The organism is Candidatus Woesearchaeota archaeon (assembly GCA_021735165.1).
GTDB lineage: Archaea > Nanobdellota > Nanobdellia > Woesearchaeales > 21-14-0-10-32-9 > JAIPET01.
Window position 1 is genome coordinate 1 of record JAIPHP010000020.1, and the last position, 21494, is coordinate 21494.

At 31.8% G+C, this 21494-nt stretch carries 22 protein-coding genes and 1 pseudogene; 10 read left to right on the plus strand and 13 right to left on the minus strand.

Going from position 1 to position 21494, the window contains the following annotated elements:
* Nucleotides 1–329: 329 nt before the first annotated feature.
* Nucleotides 330–2015: an alpha-glucan family phosphorylase gene (gene glgP, locus K9L97_05070; GenBank protein ID MCF7872377.1), complete on the plus strand. Its 1686-nt coding sequence runs from the start codon at nucleotides 330–332 to the stop codon at nucleotides 2013–2015.
* Here glgP and K9L97_05075 read toward each other — a convergent pair.
* The 4 genes from K9L97_05075 to K9L97_05090 are packed head-to-tail and all read right to left on the minus strand — an operon-like array spanning nucleotide 2010 to nucleotide 6889.
* Nucleotides 2010–3821, minus strand: a complete 1812-nt coding sequence (locus tag K9L97_05075; protein MCF7872378.1) for a glycogen/starch synthase — start codon at nucleotides 3819–3821, stop codon at nucleotides 2010–2012. The genes glgP and K9L97_05075 overlap by 6 nt on opposite strands.
* 54 nt (nucleotides 3822–3875) lie before the next feature.
* Nucleotides 3876–4247, minus strand: a complete 372-nt coding sequence (locus K9L97_05080) for a hypothetical protein (GenBank protein ID MCF7872379.1) — start codon at nucleotides 4245–4247, stop codon at nucleotides 3876–3878.
* A gap of 12 nt (nucleotides 4248–4259) precedes the next feature.
* On the minus strand, nucleotides 4260–5537 hold the full coding sequence (locus K9L97_05085) for a glycoside hydrolase family 57 protein (protein MCF7872380.1): 1278 nt from the start codon (nucleotides 5535–5537) through the stop codon (nucleotides 4260–4262).
* The gene (locus K9L97_05090; GenBank protein MCF7872381.1) at nucleotides 5537–6889 is read right to left on the minus strand and encodes a glycosyltransferase; all 1353 of its coding nucleotides are present in this window, start codon (nucleotides 6887–6889) and stop codon (nucleotides 5537–5539) included. Before K9L97_05090 ends, K9L97_05085 begins: the two co-directional genes overlap by 1 nt.
* Nucleotides 6890–7075: 186 nt before the next feature.
* Here K9L97_05090 and K9L97_05095 point away from each other — a divergent pair, with 186 nt between their 5' ends.
* Both K9L97_05095 and K9L97_05100 read left to right on the plus strand, forming a co-directional pair.
* Nucleotides 7076–7741, plus strand: a complete 666-nt coding sequence (locus K9L97_05095) for a MarR family transcriptional regulator (GenBank protein MCF7872382.1) — start codon at nucleotides 7076–7078, stop codon at nucleotides 7739–7741.
* Complete coding sequence (locus K9L97_05100; protein ID MCF7872383.1) at nucleotides 7734–8039, plus strand: hypothetical protein; 306 nt, start codon at nucleotides 7734–7736, stop codon at nucleotides 8037–8039. The genes K9L97_05095 and K9L97_05100 overlap by 8 nt, the downstream gene beginning before the upstream one ends.
* A 64-nt stretch (nucleotides 8040–8103) precedes the next feature.
* Here the strand turns inward: K9L97_05100 and K9L97_05105 are convergent, their stop codons facing one another.
* The gene (locus tag K9L97_05105) at nucleotides 8104–8520 is read right to left on the minus strand and encodes a hypothetical protein (GenBank protein MCF7872384.1); all 417 of its coding nucleotides are present in this window, start codon (nucleotides 8518–8520) and stop codon (nucleotides 8104–8106) included.
* A 363-nt stretch (nucleotides 8521–8883) separates the two neighbouring features.
* Here K9L97_05105 and K9L97_05110 point away from each other — a divergent pair, with 363 nt between their 5' ends.
* The 4 genes from K9L97_05110 (at nucleotide 8884) to K9L97_05125 (ending at nucleotide 13578) form a co-directional block, all read left to right on the plus strand.
* Complete coding sequence (locus tag K9L97_05110; GenBank protein ID MCF7872385.1) at nucleotides 8884–9762, plus strand: hypothetical protein; 879 nt, start codon at nucleotides 8884–8886, stop codon at nucleotides 9760–9762.
* Between the two features lie 364 nt (nucleotides 9763–10126).
* Nucleotides 10127–11779: a helix-turn-helix domain-containing protein gene (locus tag K9L97_05115; protein MCF7872386.1), complete on the plus strand. Its 1653-nt coding sequence runs from the start codon at nucleotides 10127–10129 to the stop codon at nucleotides 11777–11779.
* Between the two features lie 147 nt (nucleotides 11780–11926).
* A complete protein-coding gene (locus K9L97_05120; GenBank protein ID MCF7872387.1) occupies nucleotides 11927–12436 on the plus strand; it encodes a tyrosine-type recombinase/integrase in 510 nt (169 codons plus the stop codon).
* The gene (locus K9L97_05125; GenBank protein ID MCF7872388.1) at nucleotides 12424–13578 is read left to right on the plus strand and encodes a hypothetical protein; all 1155 of its coding nucleotides are present in this window, start codon (nucleotides 12424–12426) and stop codon (nucleotides 13576–13578) included. The genes K9L97_05120 and K9L97_05125 overlap by 13 nt, the downstream gene beginning before the upstream one ends.
* Before the next feature lie 204 nt (nucleotides 13579–13782).
* Here K9L97_05125 and K9L97_05130 read toward each other — a convergent pair whose 3' ends face one another.
* The 5 genes from K9L97_05130 to K9L97_05150 form a co-directional block, all read right to left on the minus strand.
* The gene (locus K9L97_05130; GenBank protein MCF7872389.1) at nucleotides 13783–14694 is read right to left on the minus strand and encodes a nucleotidyl transferase AbiEii/AbiGii toxin family protein; all 912 of its coding nucleotides are present in this window, start codon (nucleotides 14692–14694) and stop codon (nucleotides 13783–13785) included.
* Entirely contained in the window at nucleotides 14691–15320 is a 630-nt protein-coding gene (locus K9L97_05135; GenBank protein ID MCF7872390.1) for a hypothetical protein, read from the minus strand. The genes K9L97_05130 and K9L97_05135 overlap by 4 nt, the downstream gene beginning before the upstream one ends.
* 76 nt (nucleotides 15321–15396) lie before the next feature.
* A complete protein-coding gene (locus K9L97_05140) occupies nucleotides 15397–16140 on the minus strand; it encodes a tyrosine-type recombinase/integrase (GenBank protein MCF7872391.1) in 744 nt (247 codons plus the stop codon).
* A 1-nt stretch (nucleotide 16141) separates the two neighbouring features.
* Nucleotides 16142–16534: a hypothetical protein gene (locus tag K9L97_05145; protein ID MCF7872392.1), complete on the minus strand. Its 393-nt coding sequence runs from the start codon at nucleotides 16532–16534 to the stop codon at nucleotides 16142–16144.
* 213 nt (nucleotides 16535–16747) lie between these two features.
* On the minus strand, nucleotides 16748–17290 hold the full coding sequence (locus tag K9L97_05150) for a hypothetical protein (protein MCF7872393.1): 543 nt from the start codon (nucleotides 17288–17290) through the stop codon (nucleotides 16748–16750).
* 330 nt (nucleotides 17291–17620) lie between these two features.
* Between K9L97_05150 and K9L97_05155 the strand changes: the two genes are divergently transcribed.
* Nucleotides 17621–18541, plus strand: a complete 921-nt coding sequence (locus K9L97_05155) for a hypothetical protein (protein MCF7872394.1) — start codon at nucleotides 17621–17623, stop codon at nucleotides 18539–18541.
* Between the two features lie 90 nt (nucleotides 18542–18631).
* Entirely contained in the window at nucleotides 18632–18886 is a 255-nt protein-coding gene (locus tag K9L97_05160; GenBank protein ID MCF7872395.1) for a hypothetical protein, read from the plus strand.
* Between the two features lie 139 nt (nucleotides 18887–19025).
* Here the strand turns inward: K9L97_05160 and K9L97_05165 are convergent, their stop codons facing one another.
* The 3 genes and pseudogenes from K9L97_05165 to K9L97_05175 form a co-directional block, all read right to left on the minus strand.
* Nucleotides 19026–19610: a hypothetical protein gene (locus K9L97_05165; GenBank protein MCF7872396.1), complete on the minus strand. Its 585-nt coding sequence runs from the start codon at nucleotides 19608–19610 to the stop codon at nucleotides 19026–19028.
* Between the two features lie 2 nt (nucleotides 19611–19612).
* On the minus strand, nucleotides 19613–20209 hold the full coding sequence (locus tag K9L97_05170; protein MCF7872397.1) for a hypothetical protein: 597 nt from the start codon (nucleotides 20207–20209) through the stop codon (nucleotides 19613–19615).
* Between the two features lie 276 nt (nucleotides 20210–20485).
* Nucleotides 20486–20674 (minus strand): annotated as a pseudogene (locus K9L97_05175) (tyrosine-type recombinase/integrase).
* 189 nt (nucleotides 20675–20863) lie between these two features.
* Between K9L97_05175 and K9L97_05180 the strand changes: the two are divergent.
* Complete coding sequence (locus K9L97_05180; protein ID MCF7872398.1) at nucleotides 20864–21136, plus strand: hypothetical protein; 273 nt, start codon at nucleotides 20864–20866, stop codon at nucleotides 21134–21136.
* The last annotated feature ends 358 nt before the right edge of the window (nucleotides 21137–21494 follow it).

Below are 21494 nucleotides of genomic sequence, written 5' to 3' on the forward strand. Positions count from 1 at the left end.
TACTTCACCTGAAAACGTTAAATTAGTAGTCTGAGCAGTATTTATGCTGTTTAACAACAACAATCCTGATGCTGTCAAGATTACTTTTTCAAGGCCTTTTCTAAAGAAACTCTTTTTCTTCATAGTCTTTAACAGATCACTTAACAGACTTTAAATACTTTACGGTTAAGCACCACTTAAAAGTGACTATTTTCGTTTATGAGGTGTGTGTTTTGTGGCAAGAGGAGTTGTGTGTTAATTCGATTTTGGATGCAAATAAAAATAAATAGGTTCTATATGGAAAACAAATAAACAAAAATATTATAAATAAAAACTAGAACATTAAAAACATGCAGGACTTTGATGACTTAATTGCGTATTTTAGTATGGAAATTGCATTAGATGAATCTATACCTACATATAGTGGCGGTTTAGGTGTTTTAGCAGGGGATACACTCAAAAGCATGGCAGATATTGGCATGGATGTTGTAGGAATAACGTTGTTGAGTGAAAAAGGATATTTTTATCAAACAATAGACTCTCAAGGTAACCAAATAGAATCAGACAATAACTGGTCTGTGAATGATTTTTTAAACAAACTCGATTTAGAAGTAGAAATAAAAATAGAAAATAGATCTGTCTTTGTAACTGCTTGGGAAAAGATAATTAATGGCGTCTCTGGGAAACAAATAAGAATCTTATTCTTAGATACAAATATAGAAAAAAATCAGGAAGAAGATAAATATTTGACTAGTCATTTGTACGGAGGAGAACTTGATTATAGACTAAAACAGGAAATAATATTAGGAGTTGCAGGAATAAAACTTCTAAGAAAACTAAATTATACTCCAAAAAAATTTCATATGAACGAAGGACACGCAGCATTTTTAACTCTTGAACTATACAGAGAAAAAATAGATATTAATGATCCAAATGAACGACTTCAAATTATAAGAAAACAATGCTCATTTACAACGCACACACCTGTGCCTGCAGGTCATGATTCTTTTGATTATGAACATGTAAAAAGATGTTTAGGAGACCTACTCCCAGGATATATAGGAGAACTAATAACTAACGAAAATAAGTTTAGTATGACTGTACTTGCAATGGAATTTTCAGCATACATAAATGCAGTATCTAAAAAACATCAGGAAGTAAGTAAAAAAATGTTCCCTGAATACAATATAGATTATATAACAAATGGAGTGCACACCAATACATGGACTTCCCCGCAAATAGCTGCTTTGTTAGATAAACATTTGCAAGATTGGAGGAGAAATCCTTTAGATTTAAGAAATGCACTAAGAATTCCTTTAGATCAAATTTGGTCTGCTCACGTTGAAGCAAAAAAAGAACTAATAAATCATATAAATCATCATTCAAACGCAGGATTTGATTATGATGAATTTACAGTTGGATTTGCAAGAAGAACTACTGAATATAAACGAGCAGAAATAATATTTAGTGATTTAAACAAACTAAAAGAAATAAATTCAAAATTCAAAATTCAAATAGTTATTGCAGGCAAAGCACACCCTCGAGACATCCAAGGTAAAGAAATAATAAAAAGAATCGTGACAAAAGCTAAAGAATTAGTTAATGAGATAAAAATAACCTATCTTGAAAATTATGATATGCATATAGCAAAATTAATGACTGCGGGTTGCGATTTATGGGTAAATACTCCGAAAAGACCTTTAGAGGCTTCTGGAACAAGTGGTATGAAAGCAGCACACAATGGAGTTCCATCATTATCTATTTTAGATGGTTGGTGGATAGAAGGTTGTATAGAAGGTAAAACTGGTTGGTCTATAGGAGAAGAGAATCCGGAAGGATCAGATCAAGAAATAAATAAAAAAGATTCTGAATCGTTTTATGAAAAACTACAAGAAATAACAAAAATATTTTATGAAAAAAATAAAATTTACTCAGATATAATGAGATATTCTTTAGCAATAAATGGATCTTATTTTAATACTAATAGAATGGCAAAGCAATATTTAGTAAGAGCATACGCGAGAAGACAATCATAATTTCTTATGGTTTTGCAAAGCTAAATTATGCGCTTTAATATAATTTTCAATCAACAAATCCCAATCTGCCAAATTCGCTAATTGTTTAGCACGTATCTTGTTTTCGACTCTATCCTCATGTTCTAACAAAGCATAATTAAGAAGAATTTTAAATAATTCATCAACAATTTCATCTTTATTTTTTTTCTGACGTTTCAAAACAAATATTCCTTTAATATCATTTTCAAAATTGGAAATTGAAGGGAGTAAATATTGACCAAAACCTGTTAAGTCCGTCGTAACTGCAGGAACTCCAAGGGAAGCAGATTCTAAAGGAGTATACCCCCAAGGTTCATAATAACTTGGAAACACACCTAAATTACAACCCGTGACTGCATCATAAAAATCTAAATTTAATAAAGAATCACTTCCATCAAGATAAGCAGGATAATATATGACTTTTACTTTATCACTTTCAACGTTGTTTAAATTATTTTCACTAAATGACTTTAATATACTATTAGATTCTTCTCCATAAATGTCATGAGTTATAACTAAAGGTGTGCCTTCCTGCTTGAATCTTTTTACAATTCTTTTCATTTCGCTCATAAATTCTGGAGAAAAAACATTTGTTCTAGGGTCTTTATCGTTCATGAAGTCAACAACAGTCCTTTCAAAAAATTCATTGCTTTTGCTTAAAACATAATTTTTCATATGTTTATAACTATTCTTAGAAACTAATAACTTGGTTTTCACTCCATTATTTGGCATCGCGATAAAGAAAAAAACAATTATGTTCTTTTTACTATTGATTCTTTTCAGTTCTTGATTAAGCTTTTTAAGCGATTCTATGAAGACGTCCATGCCTTTATTCATAAATTCGTATCTGCCAGCGAGATAAAAGTAAATGTTGTTTTTAGGTTCAATTTCATAATATGGACCAAAAAAATACTCTGAAAATTCATCGAGTTTGCTTTTTGATTCTTTATGTTGCAAGGACATTTCTTCAATATTTGGGAATTGATTCATATCCAATCCATTCATTACAATAACATCTGGCTTTTTGCCAAGAACGTATTCTGCTTCTTTGCCTGTAATTTCAGAAACGGTTGTGAATACATCACAATATAATGCGCATGCTCTTTCAACAGTGTGTTTATCAATGATTCCTAAATTTTTTGCGGTTTCATGAACTTTTAAAGATTGTAATTGTTCATAAAAGTCTTGATTATGACTGCTCATGCTTCTTCCTAAAACTGTGCTGTGCGTTGTAAAAACAGTTGAAATTTTAGATTTTGAATTCTTCATAAATAACGCTGCAAATCCTGACATCCATTCATGACAGTGTAGAATTGTTTTATCGCAATTAATTTTATTTTTATTCTCAAGCTTTTTAACAAACAAATAAACTGCGTAAGAGAATAACATAGGTTCTTCAAATTCCCATGAACTAAATAAAGAATCCACTCCATAATGCATCCATAAATCTTTTTTTAAATCAACAATTTTAAATTTAAGTGAAGAAAACTCTAATAACACTGTTTTTGGTTCTCCTTTTACAAGCCACTTACCATAATGAGCAATTACGCCTTCTTTTCTTAACTCATCAAAAACTTCCTTAAATTCTTCAGGAATAGATTCTTCATTAAATTCAATATTTGCTTTTTCTTTGAAATAAGGCCCTATACAATAATAATTTTTGTATTTGAGATTCATAAGCTGAGCTTTGCTACTTATAACTGAATATATTCCGCCAACTTTATTGCTGACTTCCCAGGACACTTCAAATACATGTTCTGCTTCCACCTTATTTTTTTGCACTATCATTTTATACTACCATTTAATTATTGTTAGATAATATCCTAGTATTTTTTTGCAAATTTATTTTTTTAATCTTCTAACGATGTGTTTATACAATACAATTCTTGTATTGTTCTTATTTTTTTCATTACCTAACTCTTTAGCTAATTGAACATCTTCAAAAACATCGTGTATCCAAGTAGCAAAATCATTTTTTGCATCATTAACATGATGTTCAAATACTTCGTCGCGTATATGTTCTAGAGCATCTGCTAATTCTAGCGGGTTTTTTACATGGTGTCCATTACACATTACAAAGTATTTTTCTTCTGGAGCATCCACTAATGTTTTCTCCGAGTTTTTTGTTTTTTTAGAACTTGCTTTTTTTGTTTTTCTCTTTGCAGTTTTCTTTTTTATATTTTGCTTATTTTCAGCTAATTTTGTTTGAGACATACTTTTCACCTCTTATTTAGATAAGAGTTGTGTGAGCAAAATACTAGGCGTTTCAGAGACTGAAACCGTTTCTTGCTCACCACCCTCATCAATTTCTTTTTTTATTTGTGTTTTATTTCTTATACGTAGCACCAAATCGTTGAGGACGTTCATAAAATTGATGTAGGCCTCATACGGGGACTCGTAGGGACTAAAGTACTTATGTACGTCTCCATCGTTGAAATATTTGGTGCACATATAATAAAAATGATCTGATGTTGTAAGTTTTTGCCAATCATTAATTAATTTTTTATCTTTAGATCTATAAACATAATCTTCTAATTCATATAATTCTTTTATGGAAAGCTGTTGTATTTTATTTCCAAGCCAAGCAGTCAAGTCTCTTTCAGTGTCTGCCCAAGAAACGTACTCGTGCATATCTAATGTGCCTCTCTTAGGAAGGTTGATTGCTTCGCTTACAGTCATAAAACCATTATCTTGGTGTTTTAGGAATTCTTCAGGAAGTTTTTCCATAAAATTAAAAATTCCTGTATCTTCCCATTGATGTTCTCCAAAAGTTTCATAATCCATAAACAAGTTAACGACTTCGCCATTGCCATTTATTTTATTTAGCCAAGTTACGTATCTTTCAACGCTTAAAGGGTGGTGTTGCCATCCTTTGTTAGAAAATCTAAATGCGATATCATCTGATAATTTATAATTTTTAGTTAAAAGTTTGATGTTTGATGCATATGTGTTGCCATAAACAAAATTAGGGCTTTTCCAGTCTAAAATTCTATCTGCACCTTCACAAAGAATGCCTTTATATCCAAGTTCTTCAACAAATTTAGCAAGTTCATTATTGAATATTAGCTCTGTGTTTCTAAATATTTTAGGTTTTGCATCAAAATATTTTTCAAGAATTTTTTCTTGCATTTTTACTTGTCTAATAAATTCTTTTTTTGAATACAAAAAGGATAATGAATGATGATAAGTTTCAGAAACAAACTCAACACAACCTGTTTTAGCAAGTTTTTTGAAACTTTCTAAAACATCAGGCGCAAATTTTTCTAATTGTTCTAAATAAACTCCTGTTATTGAGAAAGAAACTTTGAATTTTCCACCATGTTTATTTATGAGTTTTAATAATAAATTGTTCATTGGCAAATAACATTTGTGTGCTATTTTCTCTATTATCTCTCGATTTTTTTCTTCATCAAAATATTCTTTATTTTGACCTACATCAAAGATTCTAAAGTGTTTTAATCTGTGAGGTTGATGCACATGAAAATAAAAGCACACATTTACCATTATGAACAATCCTCCTGTAAATTTTTGTATATCTTTATCATCTTATCTACGGGTTCATCCCATGTTTTTGATTTGCACTCTAAATACCCTTGTTCACTTATTTGGTTGTGCATATTTACGTATTTAAGAAGGCAAATTATTTTTTCTGCTAATTTATCTATGTCCCAAAAATCAACTTTAAATGTGTTTTGAAGAATTTCGCTCACTCCCGATTGGTATGATACTATTGTGGGTGTTTTTTTAGCCATGGCTTCTAAGGGCACCACTCCAAAAGGTTCGCTTACGCTTGGCATAACAAACAGATCTGCCATGCCAAAAAATATGTCTCTTTCTTGCAAAGTATAAAATCCGTGAAAATAAAAATATTTTAAAACGTCTAATTCTGCTGCTAAATCGATCATTTTTCCTAGAGCATCTCCGCTGCCAGCAACTACAAAAACTGTATCTGGGCAATATTTTATTACTTTAGCTGCGGCTTTTACAAAGTATTCTCCACCTTTTTGCATAGTTACTCTGCCTGCAAATAAAATTATTTTTTTGTTTTTGAATATTTCTTTAGCATTATATCTGGTTTCATCTAAATCTGTAGATCCATTATGTATTACTTCTATTTTAGATTCAGGAATCATGTATTTGTGAACTAAATGGTTTTTTACAAGATTAGATATTGCTATGACTTTGTCAGCTTCTTGCATTCCTTGAATTTCTAATTCTTTTTCGTCAAAACCTCCTGTGCCTAAATATCTATCGTATATTGTGTTGTGGATGTGAACTACGAGTGGTTTACCAGACATTTTTTTAGCTGCTATAGCTGCAGGCATAGTCATCCAGTCATGAGCGTGTATAACATCAAAATCCAAGTTTTTTGTTATGTATGCTACTCTTTTTGCAAATTTGAATACTTCTTCAAAGATGTTTCTGCCATATAGTATGTCTTTTGCATTTTTTTGATCATAATAATTCATTTCAGTTAATTCTTCATTTAAAGCATTTAGATCTTGCCATTTTAAAGAATTGAAATTTATTTTTTCTTTCATTTCTTCATATCGGTTTTTGTATTCTTCGGGGGTCATGTATGGCGAGCTTAAAATTGTAGGTACGAATTTAAAAGTTATTTTGTTAACTATTGCTTGTTGTTCTTTAGATAGTTTTTCTTTGTATTCTTGTATTACTTGGTTGGCTCCTTTTAAAGAAATATGGCTTTTTCCATCCCGCGGACCGTAGGGCATTAAGTAAATTAATTCATCTATATCTGGTCTTCTTGCAAAGACTTTGGTCATTTCATAACAGACTACTCCAAGTCCGCCAGCAAAGAAAGGAGGAAACTCCCATCCAAGCATAAGTACTTTCAATTATTCATCCCCTTTTTGTCCCCTTTGAGTATTATTATCGTTTTTGTTTTAGTATTTAAATCTTCCTATTAAAATACGATGCATTATAACTTAATAAAAGCTATAGTATGATATTATGATTATATTATTATTTCACTTTTATTAAACTATGGAAAGATTTATATAGTTATTATATTAAAAAATTATATGCTTCAAACTTTAGAAAATATTTCAGGTCCTAAATGGTTGATACTTCAACAAATACAAAAAGGATTCGACACTCCAAAACAAATAGCAGAAAAATTGGGGGTTTCTATTGGGAATATTAGTCAGCAATTGAAACTTTTAGAAGCACTCGGATATTTAAAAAAACAACGAATTGATAAAGGTCCTGGGGGAAGAAAAAAACAAGATAAAAGAATAGCTTATTCTATAATAAAAAATCAACAAATCCTAATAGATGTATCTCAAAACAGAGTTTCAACAAAAACAATAAAAGATACTCCCACGATGTCTCTTATCATTAATTTAATACAAAATGATCTTTACGCAGAAAGTGAAATAATTCTAAAATTATATTTGGAACTAATAGAAGATTTTGAGCAAATTGAGGGAATATATTATATGGAAACAAAAAAAGATGAAACGCACATCCTAGTAATTTCTGAAGAAATCTCTAAATATAGGCATCAAAGTTCAAAAATCGTAAAAATAAAAGGTGAAGATCACAAAATAGTTTTTTGGAGTCATACACCTAAAGAATTCTACGACGGAATAAAAAACAAAGAAGAATATTTTCTCAACCAGAAAAAAAAAGCGGTGTTGTTGTTAGGTCAAGAACTAGATATTGTTCTCGGAGGGCAAAATGAATAAGCTCGCATCCATTATAAAAGAAATGAAAGAAGATGAGTTGACATTATTAAAAAGAGATTTAGTTTCAGGAAATATAGATCGAGCGATAAAAAAACGACTCGAAAATCTAAAAGGAACAGAAAATTTAGATGATAAGCATTGTCCAGTATGCGGGGGAAAAATCGATGCGAATTCTTACAAATTGGAATTTGGCAAAGATTATTTAAGAAAAAGAGCGTACTTCGACGGCCAGGATTGCCTTGTGTATTTTGTGAACACAAAATTGAAAAAACAGAGCCAAAGGCTACATTATGACTGAATTTGTTTTACAAACATCAGTTATGCCTTTGGTTTTTTTTTGTGTTAGATGTTCTTTTGTGTTTTTAAGCAGTCTCAGAACAGAAATTTTCGATATTTGCTTTTTTTCCAAAAAAAGAGCCGGGAGGATCATAAATGATGGTTTTTTTAGCCATACCCTCGGGCATTTCGCTTATGCCTTCATTTTCTACTAGGTATGTTTCTTTAACTTTTTTGAATAAGTTTCCAAAATCATTGAAATGAAGTTCTGTTTTTCTCATTACATATTCTCCTTGGTGGATTATGTGCGGGTGGCTAACATCGCGAGTTTTTGTAAGTTTGAGGTCCCTTATTGTTTTTGTATATCCTTGTTCTGTTGGCATATATTCAATTTTTGTATTTCCGTTGTGTTTTGTGATTTGTTCTTTGTGTAGTGCTAAAATATATTCTTCGGGCTTCATTTGTTTGCCTAAAAATTGTTTGATTGCGTCTTCTATCCTCATTTAGTTCACCATTATTGGTCGATATTGTCTCTGATTTATAAATGTTTCGGCATGTTGTCACTTTATAGTGATTAACAGCCCGAAACCCTTAGATTTCGCACTTATACGCCGTCTTGCGTCTTTCTGTGCAAAAATGGAAAACGCATCAAAAACCGTGAAAAACGGCGCACCAACATCTCTGGGCTCTCAAACCCATGAATTGTTTATTTATAAAGAGAGTGACGTTTAGATTATAAAAATCTTGTCTTTATATTCGGGAGAGTGTGCGACAAGAAATATATTTACTAATGAGTAACAACATTAGCGAAAGATTTAAATAGTATTAATAGATACACATAATAAAAGTATCGAAAGGTGAGCTATATGCCCGAAAAACATAATTTTACAAAACCATCAAAACCCACTCAAAAATTTGACAATTTCACAGGAGACACAGTCAGAGGCGCAATTCCACAACTTGTTGCAAGCAACATGAAATTTGGTAATTTCTATGATTTGGCAACTGGAAGAATGGAAAAATATAACTCTGATGAAAATGATAGAAATCTTCTTTACAACAACTGGTTTGATTTGGCAGGAAATCCTATGCTTAGTTTAGAAAAAAATGACGAGATAGTCATCGTTCACGATTTAGAACAATCAGATCTGCAATTTGTAAAAGAAATGATTTCAGGAATAAACTCAAATACTGAATTGAACAATAGTTATTCGTTTGATTTTGGTGGTCGTGATGTTTATGAGGCTGTAAAAAAATCAGATGGAAGTTTTACCGTAAACAAAAATATTGCAAATGAACTAAGAAATAATGCTTACAGTAATAATAAAGCTCGTTCAAGAATCATGAGCCATTTATTTCAAGGACAGAAACAAAAGAAAAACGAATATATCACAGTTGTAAAAAAACATCATAGTGTAAGCAATATTAATGATATTTTAGGATTTTATCCTGGAAGCTTTACTGGATTGCGGCTTTTGGTTGGTGGCTCTGTTGGTGGTTATTCCCGCGTCTACGGGTACGACTCCCTTAGCAGTCTTGCCTCTTTGCTTGGGGTAGGCGACGGAGTCGCTAACAATGGCGCCGCAGGCGCAATCGCGCAAAAAAATTATTCAACAAAATTGCAGATAGCATCTTTAGACGAAGTTTTACAGTATGGCAAGTTAGAGGATAACTTCGCTCCCAAACAAGTTGAACTATTAAACAAAGTTTTAGAAACAAGCCCTTATAAGATAATTAAACAATAATTTTTTATATTTGTTATTTTCTTGATTCTATTGTCCCAGTTGCTCTGATAAAAACTAGAGTATAAAACAAGAGTGGATTGGAACTACACGTCCTTTTACTAAGGCAGTATAACTGTTATAAAATACAGTCACGACAGCAATGAAGTGGCAGTGAACAAACTCAAAATTATTGAGTTTTAGCAGTAAAAGGGCTACATTGGGGCGGCTTTTGGTTGGTGGCTCTGTTGGTAATAATAATTCCAACGTCAACGGGAACAACAACCTTAACAATAATGCCTCTTTGCTTGGAATAGTACAACTACGTTTTCTGGGACACATTATTCTCGTACAGTTTAATAATACTTACAAAAACCAGACTAAATTAATGACCAAAATAAATTACAGCAACCTATGTTCGCAAGATAATCTCGAACTAGCATTTCGAAAAGCACGAAAAGGAAAAACGCTCAAACCATACGTCATAGAATTTGAGAAAAACCTTAATGAAAATCTTTTGCAATTAAGAAACGAACTTTTAATGTTAACATATAAACCAAAACCACTAACAACATTTATTCTAAGAGATCCCAAAACAAGAAAAATCAGCAAATCAGACTTCAGAGACAGAGTAATACACCACGCAATCTGCAACATCATAGAACCAACATTTGAAAAATCATTCATCGATGATAGCTACGCAAACAGAATAGGAAAAGGAGGACTAAACGCAATCAAACGATTTGATTACTTCAAAAGAAAAATCTCAAAAAACAACACAAACAACTGCTACGTATTAAAAGCAGACATAAAACACTATTTCCCATCAGTAAACCACAACATCTTACTAAACCTCTTAGAACAAAAAATAACTGACGAAAACATACTGAACTTAATAAAGATAATTCTAGAAAACCACGAATCAAAAACACTCCACCACGGAATGCCTCTTGGAAACTTAACAAGCCAACTATTCGCAAACATCTACCTAAATGAACTAGATCAATATGTAAAACACAAGCTTAAAGCCAAACATTACATAAGATACGTCGATGACTTCGTAATTCTAAGTAAAAACAAACAAGAATTAAGAAATTTTGAACAAAAAATAAAAACCTTTTTAACTCAAAAGCTAAAATTAGAACTTCACCCCGAAAAAACAAAAATAATCGACCTAAAACACGGAATAAACTTCTTAGGATTCAAAATCTTCTATCACTACAAGACGTTACAAAGAAAGAACAAAAACAAATTCAAAACCAAGCTAAGAAAAACAAAAAAAGAATATAACAGCGAAAAAATTGAACGAGAAAAAGCAATAGAAATATTTGAAGGACACCTAGCATACGCAAGCAACGCTAACACATACAAATACAGAAAAAACCTAACCAAAAAATTCAACAAAGAATTCCCCATAAACAAAGAACCAAAAATACAAAGCGTAAAAAAACACGAAAACTTCAACGCAAAAGTAGAAAAATCAAAATTTGAATTCAGTACACAAAAAACCCTACAACTATTCAAAAAAGGACTAACCATAAACCAAATAACAACACAACGAGGAGTAAAAGAAGGAACAATCTGGCAACACTTAGCAACACTCGTAGAACACCACCAAATAAAACTCAAAGAAATACTACCAAATAACAAAATAAAAATAATTCTAAAAAATATTAAATCGTCAAACGACACACTAAAAGAAATCAAAACAAGAATCAACAACAACTCAGTATCTTATAACGAAATTAACTTAGTTCTAGCAAATATTAAAGGGAAACAAAAAAAGAAAAACATAATATATTATATTCAATGGCATCAGAAAACCAATTGCTACAGAAAATGCTACTATAACAAACCACAAAGAGAAACTTGCAGAATAAAACTACAACAACTAGCAACCAAACTCAACGAATTAGAATTTAACAAAGAAGAATTCTTAGAATTCATAAACAACCACACAAAAATCTGTGAATTAAAAGAAGAAGACAAGAAAAAGTTTGTTTCATATCAAGAATTTAAAAAAGTAAAACCTAGAAAATAAATTGTATTACAAACTCTGAGTTATATTATTTTATCATGACGACCGTTGTATTCTTAGATGTTAACTGAGGTGCCTTTGGGGGGACGTTTCTCCGACATCGCTTTATTTACTATGAGAGCCTGAAGCTTATTAGGAGGCGATAAAAAAATGGAATACAAACGGGAACCTTTAGAAGAAGACGAAGTCTCACTACTTCGAAAGTCTTGTACAAACTTTGATGAGGAACTCGTCATCAACCTACTTCTTGATACGGGGATGAGAGTTTCAGAATTAGCTAATCTCAAAGAAGAAAACGTTTCATGGCAACGAAACTGCATCACAATAATCGGCAAGGGAAAGAAACGAAGAGTCATACCCTTAAGCAGCCTAGCAAAATTTTATGTAACACAACTATTCACCAAAGAAACAAGATTCCCACTAGCAATGAGAACAATACAAAAATACGTCAAAGTAGTTGCAGACAGAGCAAGAATAAGAAAAACCGTAAGCCCACACGTACTAAGACACACATTCGCCGTAACATACTTACATAAAGGCGGAAATTTGAGGGCATTACAAGCGATTCTTGGACACAGCTCAATCACAACAACAGACATTTACCTAAACTACTCGGGAAAGCGTGTTCTTGATGATTTTCAGAGGATATGGGAACAATGAACACAACAATAGTTATCACAGGATCAATCTTTGTTATAATTGTAAGCTATAAATTAATTCTAAAATTCATAGAGCTCAGAAAAGACGAAGAAAATCACATCAAATGTACAATCAAACGAATAGTTGAAAGAGAATATGAAACTTCAGAAGAGGCTAAAGAGGGATTGCAAGAATTAAAAAACTTTGTAAAAAGAACTAATTCTCAAAGATTTCCCCAATATGTTGAAGAAAAAACAAAAGGATTAGAACAAAAAATCATTGAACTAAATAACGAAGAATACTTAGAACAAAGACGGCAAGAACGATTAGAAGAAATTGAATACGAAAAAGAACAGCAAACAAAACAACTAGTTGATTATTTCAAAAAAGTAAAATCCAACAGAGCAATACCCAAACACGCACTCAAATATTATCAAGAAGCAATAACAAACGCAACAAGACAATATGATGAAATAGTTCAAGAACAAGAAGAATTAGAAGAACTATGGCAAGAAGTAACTGAATTTGTACAAGAACACAAAGCATACCCAACAAACTACTCACAACTACCCCTAAAAGAAAAACAACTTTACGATAAAGCACTTAAACTTCAAAGCCAAGGAAAACTACAACTTGTAACAAAAACAGAAGAAGAACCAATTAACGAAGAAGATAAAGAACTACTTTCAAATAAATATTACTGTGCAGACGAATTAGAACCAGAAGAAAGAGAACTACTCATAAAAAAATACGGCTACAAATTCAAACCATTCATCTACAGAGACGGAACCACAGGAAACAACCTCATAATAAAAAACAATAATCCAAGCGAATCAGACTATCACTTCTGCATGAAACACCTAATAGCAGAAATAGACGAAGCAAACAGCCACATAGAATACCAAAAAGGAAACCTCAGAGCAGACATAGCATTTATCTATCCAGATGGAAAACTAGCAGTAGAAATAGAAACAGGCACCAACAAAGACATACAAATAAAACAAAAAGTAGACTGGCTCAACAAAAACTTCGACCAATGGATAATAATATGCTCAAGACAACTCAAAGCAAAATACAAACAACACACCAACAACAAAACATCCTACTGCCTAACACTCAAACAAGCAGAGCAACAGATCAACGAGATAATAAGTAATTATTAGCAGTATAATGCCGACGGTTGCAACCCTGCAATTCTGCCAACACAAACCCTAGAAACCAAGAATTAGGCAAAATAATGGTTGCGAGGTTTATTTATAAAACCCTGATATAATTTTGTACGGCTGAAGTCATTTTTCTCCCAAGTTACACCCAACCTACTCCTAACTTTCACCGGCAATATCTCTGGCATTTACGCCGGCAAAAAATCATTCTTGTGTGGCTCTAAGTTTTTCTTCTAGCTTCACCAGATACTTAAAGAACTTGGGCAAGAAATCTTTAAAATCTTTTTCTAATGGCTCGAGTAAAAGATTCTCTTCCTCTCCAAGAACTAATTTCTCGGGTTTAATAACAGAAAGATTTTCCAAGTATTTATCATAAACTAGCATAAATTCTGTTTTCTTAATAACATCCAATTCAACTGCTTCATAATCAAGATGTAATTTTTTGATTAACAAGTAAACATCAATATAGTCTCTGCTTTTGGTTCCTCTTCTGGTAAGTATTGCTCGTATTTTTTCAAGAAAAATCTCTTCCAAAGGGTATGCTTGCAGTTCCACTTCTTCTAAAATATCAGAATATTCTGGGAATAGAAGTTGTAATTCTCCTTTGTTAATTGAAGAATACAAGCTTTTCGCTTTTGTTACAATAATCTTGTTAATAATTGTTTCAAAGTAATTAATTTGTAGCTTGATAAAGTCATCAGCTCCGTCTTGATTTTTGTACCACATCTTAAATGTCGTGAATTTATTACTGCCACCGAGCATGACGTATTTTGCATTTCCTTTTTCTAATTTAAAATCAAGATTAAGTTCTTTTGAAATTTCAACAAGTAAATCCATTACTTCGTTGATTTTATTGGAGAGTATTTTTCTTATTTGATTTTGACTTTTTCCAACTAATTCTTCTTGTTTAATATATGTAAAATCCATGTCTTCTGAAAAACGATAATACCCCAAATGGCACTTGGTGAGACAAGTACCTCCCTTGAATGCATATTCTTTTTTGAAGTTTGTTTTCATTAAACGCACTAGTATTCTGTGCAGGATAATATCTTTTTCCAAGAATCTTGTTTTATCGATGTTAAGTTTAGATTTTAAATGTGTAATTAGTTCTTTCATAGTGACCTCACGAATTCTTCAACAGTTTTGTTGTATTTCTTTGCATAAGTTTTTAGCTTATCTTTTGATGCAATATCTACATAGTCTATAATTTTACTTCTGATTAAAGGAGCTTCATATCCTCTGTATTTTAATAAATAAATAAAATCTAGAATTGTTTTTTCTACGTCTGAAAATTTCAAATAATTTATTCTTTTCATGCCAAAGTTACACAGTTCTGACTTAACCTTAACAAACCTTACTTTATTACCAAATACTTCCAATGATTTAGTTCTGGCAATAGAATCGTTCAAAATATAATCTACTACAAAAAACTCATGAGTAAGATTATTCAATTTTATTGCGGTTTCAAGACCAAAATACCAATTTTTTACTCCTTTAATTTCTAAAGCTTTTATGATTGCTTCCCTATATGTCATGTCAAAACCATTCATTTTACGTTCTCGAATAGAAGGATTATAAAAAATTCCTCTCATGATACGATGAAGATACTTATACCTAATAAGATATTTAATTGCATCAAGATAAGTAACTCCAACCATAGAGCAGTAGCTCTTTAATTCATCTGATGTGATAATCTTTTTATCAATCAAGTTCAATTTTTTAACCAATAAGCCATATTTCATTTTATTCCATAAAGTGATACTTATTAACACTTTATAATATAAAAATATTTCGGTAAAAAGGCAGTTTTTTGACATTTTAAAGCTCCGACAATAAACTGTACTTCTCTTCAAACTCTTCTCTCGTGAGTTCTCCCTCAGCATACTTTATCTTCAATATCTGCAAAGGATTATTGTTCTTCTTTGAAGACTTAAGCTCAGTCACTAGTTTCTTGCTTCCAAATGCCTCGTTAATCTTGTTCTGCAAATCACGATTACTAATATATGCATAAATTTGTGTTGTGTGAATATCAACATGTCCAAGACTTCTTTGCACATAATACAAATCAACTCCCTGTTCTAACAAGTAAGTTGCGTATGTATGCCTTAACGTATGGAAACTGTAGGCGTATCTTTGCTGTCCAACTGTGCTCTTAAATGTAGGGATTTTTAGTCTTGCCTTGTTAAGTGCTTCTTTAAACTTTCTCGATAATAGTCCTGAGGAATAAGGGTAATTATATTCGTTTGAAATGTAATATTCTGTTTCTTTTGTTGCATGAAACCATCGTTTCAAAAGCATTATTAATGGTGATGGTACCATCACCACTCTATCTTTACTTCCCTTACCTTGACGGACAATTAGCTTTTCAGCGTCTAAATCTAAGTCTTGCTTTTTCAAATTACAAACTTCACTGATACGAAGCCCACAAAACAAAGCAATTAATGAACCCATGAAAACTTGTGTATCTTCAATATTTTCAAACAAGGCAACTAATTGCTTTTTGTTAAAGACATTGGGCAAGCTTCTTTTTGTAGCATTTGGTCTTGCAAAATTTTGTCCCATTCTACATCCCCTTAATTAAAGTCAAGCCCATTTCATGCAAGCCAGTGAACACTTTGTTCTCTGCTTCACGTTTTCGCACGTAAGCCTCAGAAATAGCCTTTTTCTGCCCAATCTTATTCTCTTTAAGCTTCTGCCTAATCTCCTCAGGAACCCGTTCTAAAAGCGCCCAACGATAAACAGTGTAAGGATTATAACCATTCTTCATCAAGAAATCATAAAACTCTCTGTCCTCACCAACAAGCATTAAACCTTTACGATCATAGTGATAATGACCAATCTTGCCTAGCAAATTGGATAAATCACGACCGCTAAGCCACGAGAACTCGCTATAAAGCCGTTTTTTAAGCACTTCAAACCTTTGCAGATAATCTTTCTGCACATCTTTGTGTTTCACGCATATCGCCTCCGTCCAATGGGTGAAAGCCAGAGATTCGGGCGACACAAAAGCCGTCGCACGCTATGCGCAATCTATAAATGTTTCTAATAAAGACTACTGCGGAGTAACAAAAGTTAATAAAACTTGATTTTGGTAAAACATCGTCTTTTCTTGCGCTTTGATGAGTGGGATGAAAAGAACGTGAATTTTTTCTTTAATTGTTAATGAGCACTAATTCTTGTATTGTATGGTTCTCAGATGTAGCTTAGTTTGTAGTTCTGATTCAAAAAAACGTTCTATTTGTTTCTTTTCAACTAACATGGAAGGAAGCCCATTGAGAGGTTTTTCCAGTAGGTAACTGACTAGTAATTGTTTATCAAGAGTCTTGCAACGATCGTATTTTGGGGTTGTCATAATCGCTCGACTATCTTGGGTGACTGCGGCAGAATAAAATTGTCCAAGTTCTAGTGAAGAGACTTTATTAATATCGACCTTCATTAAAGAATAGTTGCCCCAGCCTGTGCCGGAGAGAGTTAACCCGATTTGTGCAATGGAATTTTCATAAAATAATTCAAGACTTAGTTTATCTTCCGTAAACTCATCGTTTATATTATAAATTGTGATGGAAGAAATGTCTGCTGCATGAAGTGTGGCTTGAAGCTCTTTATTTTCAAGTACTTCAACAAGATACGAATTAATCTGTGAAATCTTTTGTACTATCTTTGTAGTCTGTTTTTGTTTTTGCGAAAATTTATGTTCTTTTGCTTTAATCATGTGATCTACAGAGGGAGAAAAATTTTCGAGTATTTTTTTGATAGGCATAAATATCGACCTTTGTAAAGAAGAAAAAATAAAAGTATATAAACATTTCGACACATATATCACTTAATAGTGATTAACAGTTTAAAATTCTTAGATTTTGTGACGTTGTTTTGTGTAATGTGTCTTTTTTTTACAAATGTGGAAAGTGCATTAAAATCTTGTCTTTATGTTAGAGAGGATGTGCGCGACAACTAAAAACACTACTTTAAAATAACGACAAAAGTGAAAGATTTAAATAGTATTAATAGATACATATGCTAAACTATCAAAAGGTGATTTTATATGGCCACATCATTTCCCGAAAATCCAAAAAATAAATTTGTATTCACAACATCAAATACAATTAATGAAGAAGAAAATAATCAAAAGTACATTTCAGCCAGAGAAGAAGCAGATCAAATTCTTGAAAATAATCCTAATTTAGTTCGTGTTGCAACTATGCTAGATACGATAAGACTACAAAAAGATGATGATTTTGTAAATGTTCTTAAAAAAACATTTGTTGATACAACTTCCGCACAATATCACGGACATTGGAAAGGACATAAGTTTATAGTAGCACACGGATTTGGAGAATTATCAGATACAGAAGTGTTAAAGGAAAAATGGAACACTATGCAAAACTACGGGTTTATGCCAATAGACAAAGATTTTTTTAAATATATCACGAAACAAGATTCACAAATAGCTGTATACACTTTTAAAGAAATGAGAGAAGGAAAAATTAAAGATCGAACACAACCAAGAATAATTATTTCAGAAGTAAAAAAAGACAAGGACTTTGAAATACTTCCTTCAGATAAACAAATCCCTATTTCTCTTGCAAAAGAATACGGCATATTTCAAATGTTTGCAGGCGGAGTGGATGATGCAAATGAACTTGCAGATTACTATCAAAATATTAAAGGAAGAGATGAAATATATGTTGTTCACAGACTAGACAATACAGGATTTAAAAAACTGTTAGGGCGCCCGTTGTGTCGTTACTATGGTGGTGTTGCCGGCTACATGCACGATAATGGCGTCTTTGCCGTGGTAGGCGACGGAGTCGCTAATCTTGGCGCTGCAGGCGCAACCGCGCAAAAAATTAAAACCATTGATGATACGATCCATATCAGTGATGAACAAAAAGTTATTCATAAAGGAATAGAATATCAATCAAATGGACAATTCTTAGTTCCAAAAACTTACTTAAAAAAATAAATACTTTTTTATATTCTTTCTTACAATTTTTTAGTTGTCCTAGCAAACATAGATCAAACCAACTCAAAAATAGAATACTCAATAAACGAAATGAGACCAGACGTAGCATTCATCTACAAAAACAAAAAAATTGCTGTAGAAATAGAAACAGGAACAAACAACAAAACTCAAATACAAAACAAAGTTGAATGGCTCAATAAACACTTTGATTACTGGATAATCACCGCTCCAAAAAAAGAACATAAAAACTACAAAAACTATGTTGATAAGAAAAAAAGCTTTTGTCTAGGATCAAAAAAGACAGAACAAAAAATCTTAGAACTAAAAGAACAACTATACAAATAACCACTTCATACAGTAGTATTATACCAACAGTTGAAAAACAAAGACGCGGGCTAAAAACAAAGAATTCTGCAAACACACCAAGCATTATCGGTTGCCAATTCTTTTATAAAAGAACCATACAGTTGCACTAGCAGTTGACTTACTTTTCAATTATGCTATTTATTTCTTCACTAAATCTCTTCGCCCTTTCTAAAGATGTTTTTGCTTTTGATTGAATAACCACTTCTTCTGTTCTGTAAGTAAAGATTGCTCGTTTTCCTTTTTCAAAGAAATAATCTTCCATAAGCAAATCTGCTTTTTGCTTGCCTAATATCTCTGAAGCTTCTTCTAAGCTTTCAGCAAAATCTTCAATAAGTTTCTTTTGCAATTTTCCATTAAGATAAAAGAAGTTGATTACTGCATCAAAAGTTAATGCATGAATAGATTGTTCAGAATCTAATTTAATTCCTTCACTTTCTAAAAGCGCTCTTGCCATATAAAACATAGAATAATATGCAGCATTAACAACCCATAAGAATCCATCAAAATTAGAATAATTAGCTTTACTTTGTAATTCTTTATCAGTTGAAAGATCATACAACGCATTTGCACATTTTAAAGATTTTCTAGCATTAGATAAAAAGAAATCAACAAATTCTTTCTTTTGCTTTGTTTTAATAATACCTTCATCAAGATAGTTCTTAACTTTAGACTGAATTTCCTTTAACTTCTTTTCTTCAAGCATTTTTATTCCCTCCCTTTCGTAAGCAACTTGTAAAATAACTCAGCTCCATAAAGCAATAAGTGTTTGTTTAATACTTCCGTCATAACATTCTTATCTTCTCTTGGAGTAAGCATTCCATAAACACTTTCAAACGACACAACTAATGAATGTATTGGTAAGGTATAATTTCTTGTGATATGATACAAATACTTCTCAGCATTATCGATGTCATCTGTTTTTTCAATAATAATTAATAAATCTAAATCGTTTGGTTTCGGACTTATTACGGTCGAACCAAAAATAACGACAGAATAATACCCATAAGGAAACTCCTTGATTATCTCATTTAACATTAATTTAATGATTTTATTTTTTTTCAAAAATTTGTTTCTTCGTTCATATTCTGTAAAACTAAGCAAATCGTGATTCTTTCTAAAATCAACTGATAAATAACCTTTATCATCCTTGATCAATATCTTAGCTTCTATTAATGGAACTATATTTCTATGTACAAGAGAAATATTCATATCTAACAGTTTTGCAATCTCCCTTACACCAAATCGTTTTGTGAGATTCGCAACAAATATCTCCATTATTTTGAATTGAGTTTTCGTCAACATGGCTGTTTACCTTTTTACAAACAAGTGTTTACTATTTAATATTTAAATGTTTTTCTATTTTAATACATAAAGTGACAAAAAATAGCACCTCATGCATCAAAATCATCTCTTCATTAATTATAATTCCGACAATACATCATATTTCTCTTCAAACTCATCCTTTGTGATTTCTCCATTTGCAAACTTGATCTTCAAAATCTGCAGAGGATCATCTGTTCTCTTTGAAGGTCTTTGATTACTAACAAACTTCTTGCTTCCAAATGCTTCGTTAATCTTATTCTGCAAATCACGATTACTAATATGTGCATAAATTTGTGTTGTGTGAATATCAGCATGACCTAGGCTTCTTTGCACATAATACAAATCAACACCTTGCTCCAATAAGTAAGTTGCATACGTATGTCTCAACGTATGAAAACTGTAAGCATATCGTTGCTGTCCAACCGTACTTTTGAACGCAGGAATTTTTAGTCTTGCTTTCTCAAGTGCTTCTTTGAATTTTCATTAAATGTTGGAAATTAAGAGAATAATTCTTTTTTTGTTGAAATACTTTTTTCTTTCTTTAAACAATTTAATATACGTTTATGTATATTCATTCCAGAACATTTATATTTTAGTTGTGCCTTTTATATACTGTTCGGGGGAAAATAGATTATGGATCCAAATAGTTTTGATGAGATAATGCGCGTCCAAAGAATGATGGCTTCTCGAGTAATGAATGAGAGCAGTATGGATAGCAAAATAAAATTACTCAACATATTGAGAGATTTGTCTACAGGACCTAATGCTAAGATTATGAGAGAACACATAAATTATGAAGCGCAAATGGAAGGTATGATGGAATCCGAAGTAATGCGTTTGATAGAAGAATTAAAAAGTGATAGGTTAGTTGAAGAAACAAAAGAAGGGGATATAATTTTAACATAAATTAAAAATTTGTGTTGTCGTTCTAAAAAATAATCGTTTGAAAATAAGCTTTAAGTTCTAATGTTATTGCGCGCTAGCGAAGGGGGTTTAATACAAATAAATGCTTTGCATTTATTGTACACAAAAGCTTTGCTTTTGTCGTACCCCAACCTGCACAAAAATCTTTGATTTTTGGCATGCGAATAAAAACTTTGTTTTTATTGCACACAAAAACGTTCGTTCATTACATTGTTTGATTACGGATACCCTACACTTTAGTGTAGGGAGGAAGTAATCCCTCCTTCTTATTTTTTTCAATAAAGTTTTTGGGCGCAAAGCGCCCAATGGATTTCGCGTAGCGAAACCCGGCGTATCAATT

Bases quoted from the DNA above. Each gene is read 5' to 3' on its own strand.
- glgP (MCF7872377.1), top strand. From the start codon at position 330: ATGCAGGACTTTGATGACTTAATTGCGTATTTTAGTATGGAAATTGCA.
- K9L97_05075 (MCF7872378.1), bottom strand. From the start codon at position 3,821: ATGATAGTGCAAAAAAATAAGGTGGAAGCAGAACATGTATTTGAAGTG.
- K9L97_05080 (MCF7872379.1), bottom strand. From the start codon at position 4,247: ATGTCTCAAACAAAATTAGCTGAAAATAAGCAAAATATAAAAAAGAAA.
- K9L97_05085 (MCF7872380.1), bottom strand. From the start codon at position 5,537: ATGGTAAATGTGTGCTTTTATTTTCATGTGCATCAACCTCACAGATTA.
- K9L97_05095 (MCF7872382.1), top strand. From the start codon at position 7,076: ATGCTTCAAACTTTAGAAAATATTTCAGGTCCTAAATGGTTGATACTT.
- K9L97_05100 (MCF7872383.1), top strand. From the start codon at position 7,734: ATGAATAAGCTCGCATCCATTATAAAAGAAATGAAAGAAGATGAGTTG.
- K9L97_05105 (MCF7872384.1), bottom strand. From the start codon at position 8,520: ATGAGGATAGAAGACGCAATCAAACAATTTTTAGGCAAACAAATGAAG.
- K9L97_05110 (MCF7872385.1), top strand. From the start codon at position 8,884: ATGCCCGAAAAACATAATTTTACAAAACCATCAAAACCCACTCAAAAA.
- K9L97_05115 (MCF7872386.1), top strand. From the start codon at position 10,127: ATGACCAAAATAAATTACAGCAACCTATGTTCGCAAGATAATCTCGAA.
- K9L97_05120 (MCF7872387.1), top strand. From the start codon at position 11,927: ATGGAATACAAACGGGAACCTTTAGAAGAAGACGAAGTCTCACTACTT.
- K9L97_05125 (MCF7872388.1), top strand. From the start codon at position 12,424: ATGGGAACAATGAACACAACAATAGTTATCACAGGATCAATCTTTGTT.
- K9L97_05130 (MCF7872389.1), bottom strand. From the start codon at position 14,694: ATGAAAGAACTAATTACACATTTAAAATCTAAACTTAACATCGATAAA.
- K9L97_05135 (MCF7872390.1), bottom strand. From the start codon at position 15,320: ATGAAATATGGCTTATTGGTTAAAAAATTGAACTTGATTGATAAAAAG.
- K9L97_05140 (MCF7872391.1), bottom strand. From the start codon at position 16,140: ATGGGACAAAATTTTGCAAGACCAAATGCTACAAAAAGAAGCTTGCCC.
- K9L97_05150 (MCF7872393.1), bottom strand. From the start codon at position 17,290: ATGATTAAAGCAAAAGAACATAAATTTTCGCAAAAACAAAAACAGACT.
- K9L97_05155 (MCF7872394.1), top strand. From the start codon at position 17,621: ATGGCCACATCATTTCCCGAAAATCCAAAAAATAAATTTGTATTCACA.
- K9L97_05160 (MCF7872395.1), top strand. From the start codon at position 18,632: ATGAGACCAGACGTAGCATTCATCTACAAAAACAAAAAAATTGCTGTA.
- K9L97_05165 (MCF7872396.1), bottom strand. From the start codon at position 19,610: ATGCTTGAAGAAAAGAAGTTAAAGGAAATTCAGTCTAAAGTTAAGAAC.
- K9L97_05170 (MCF7872397.1), bottom strand. From the start codon at position 20,209: ATGTTGACGAAAACTCAATTCAAAATAATGGAGATATTTGTTGCGAAT.
- K9L97_05180 (MCF7872398.1), top strand. From the start codon at position 20,864: ATGGATCCAAATAGTTTTGATGAGATAATGCGCGTCCAAAGAATGATG.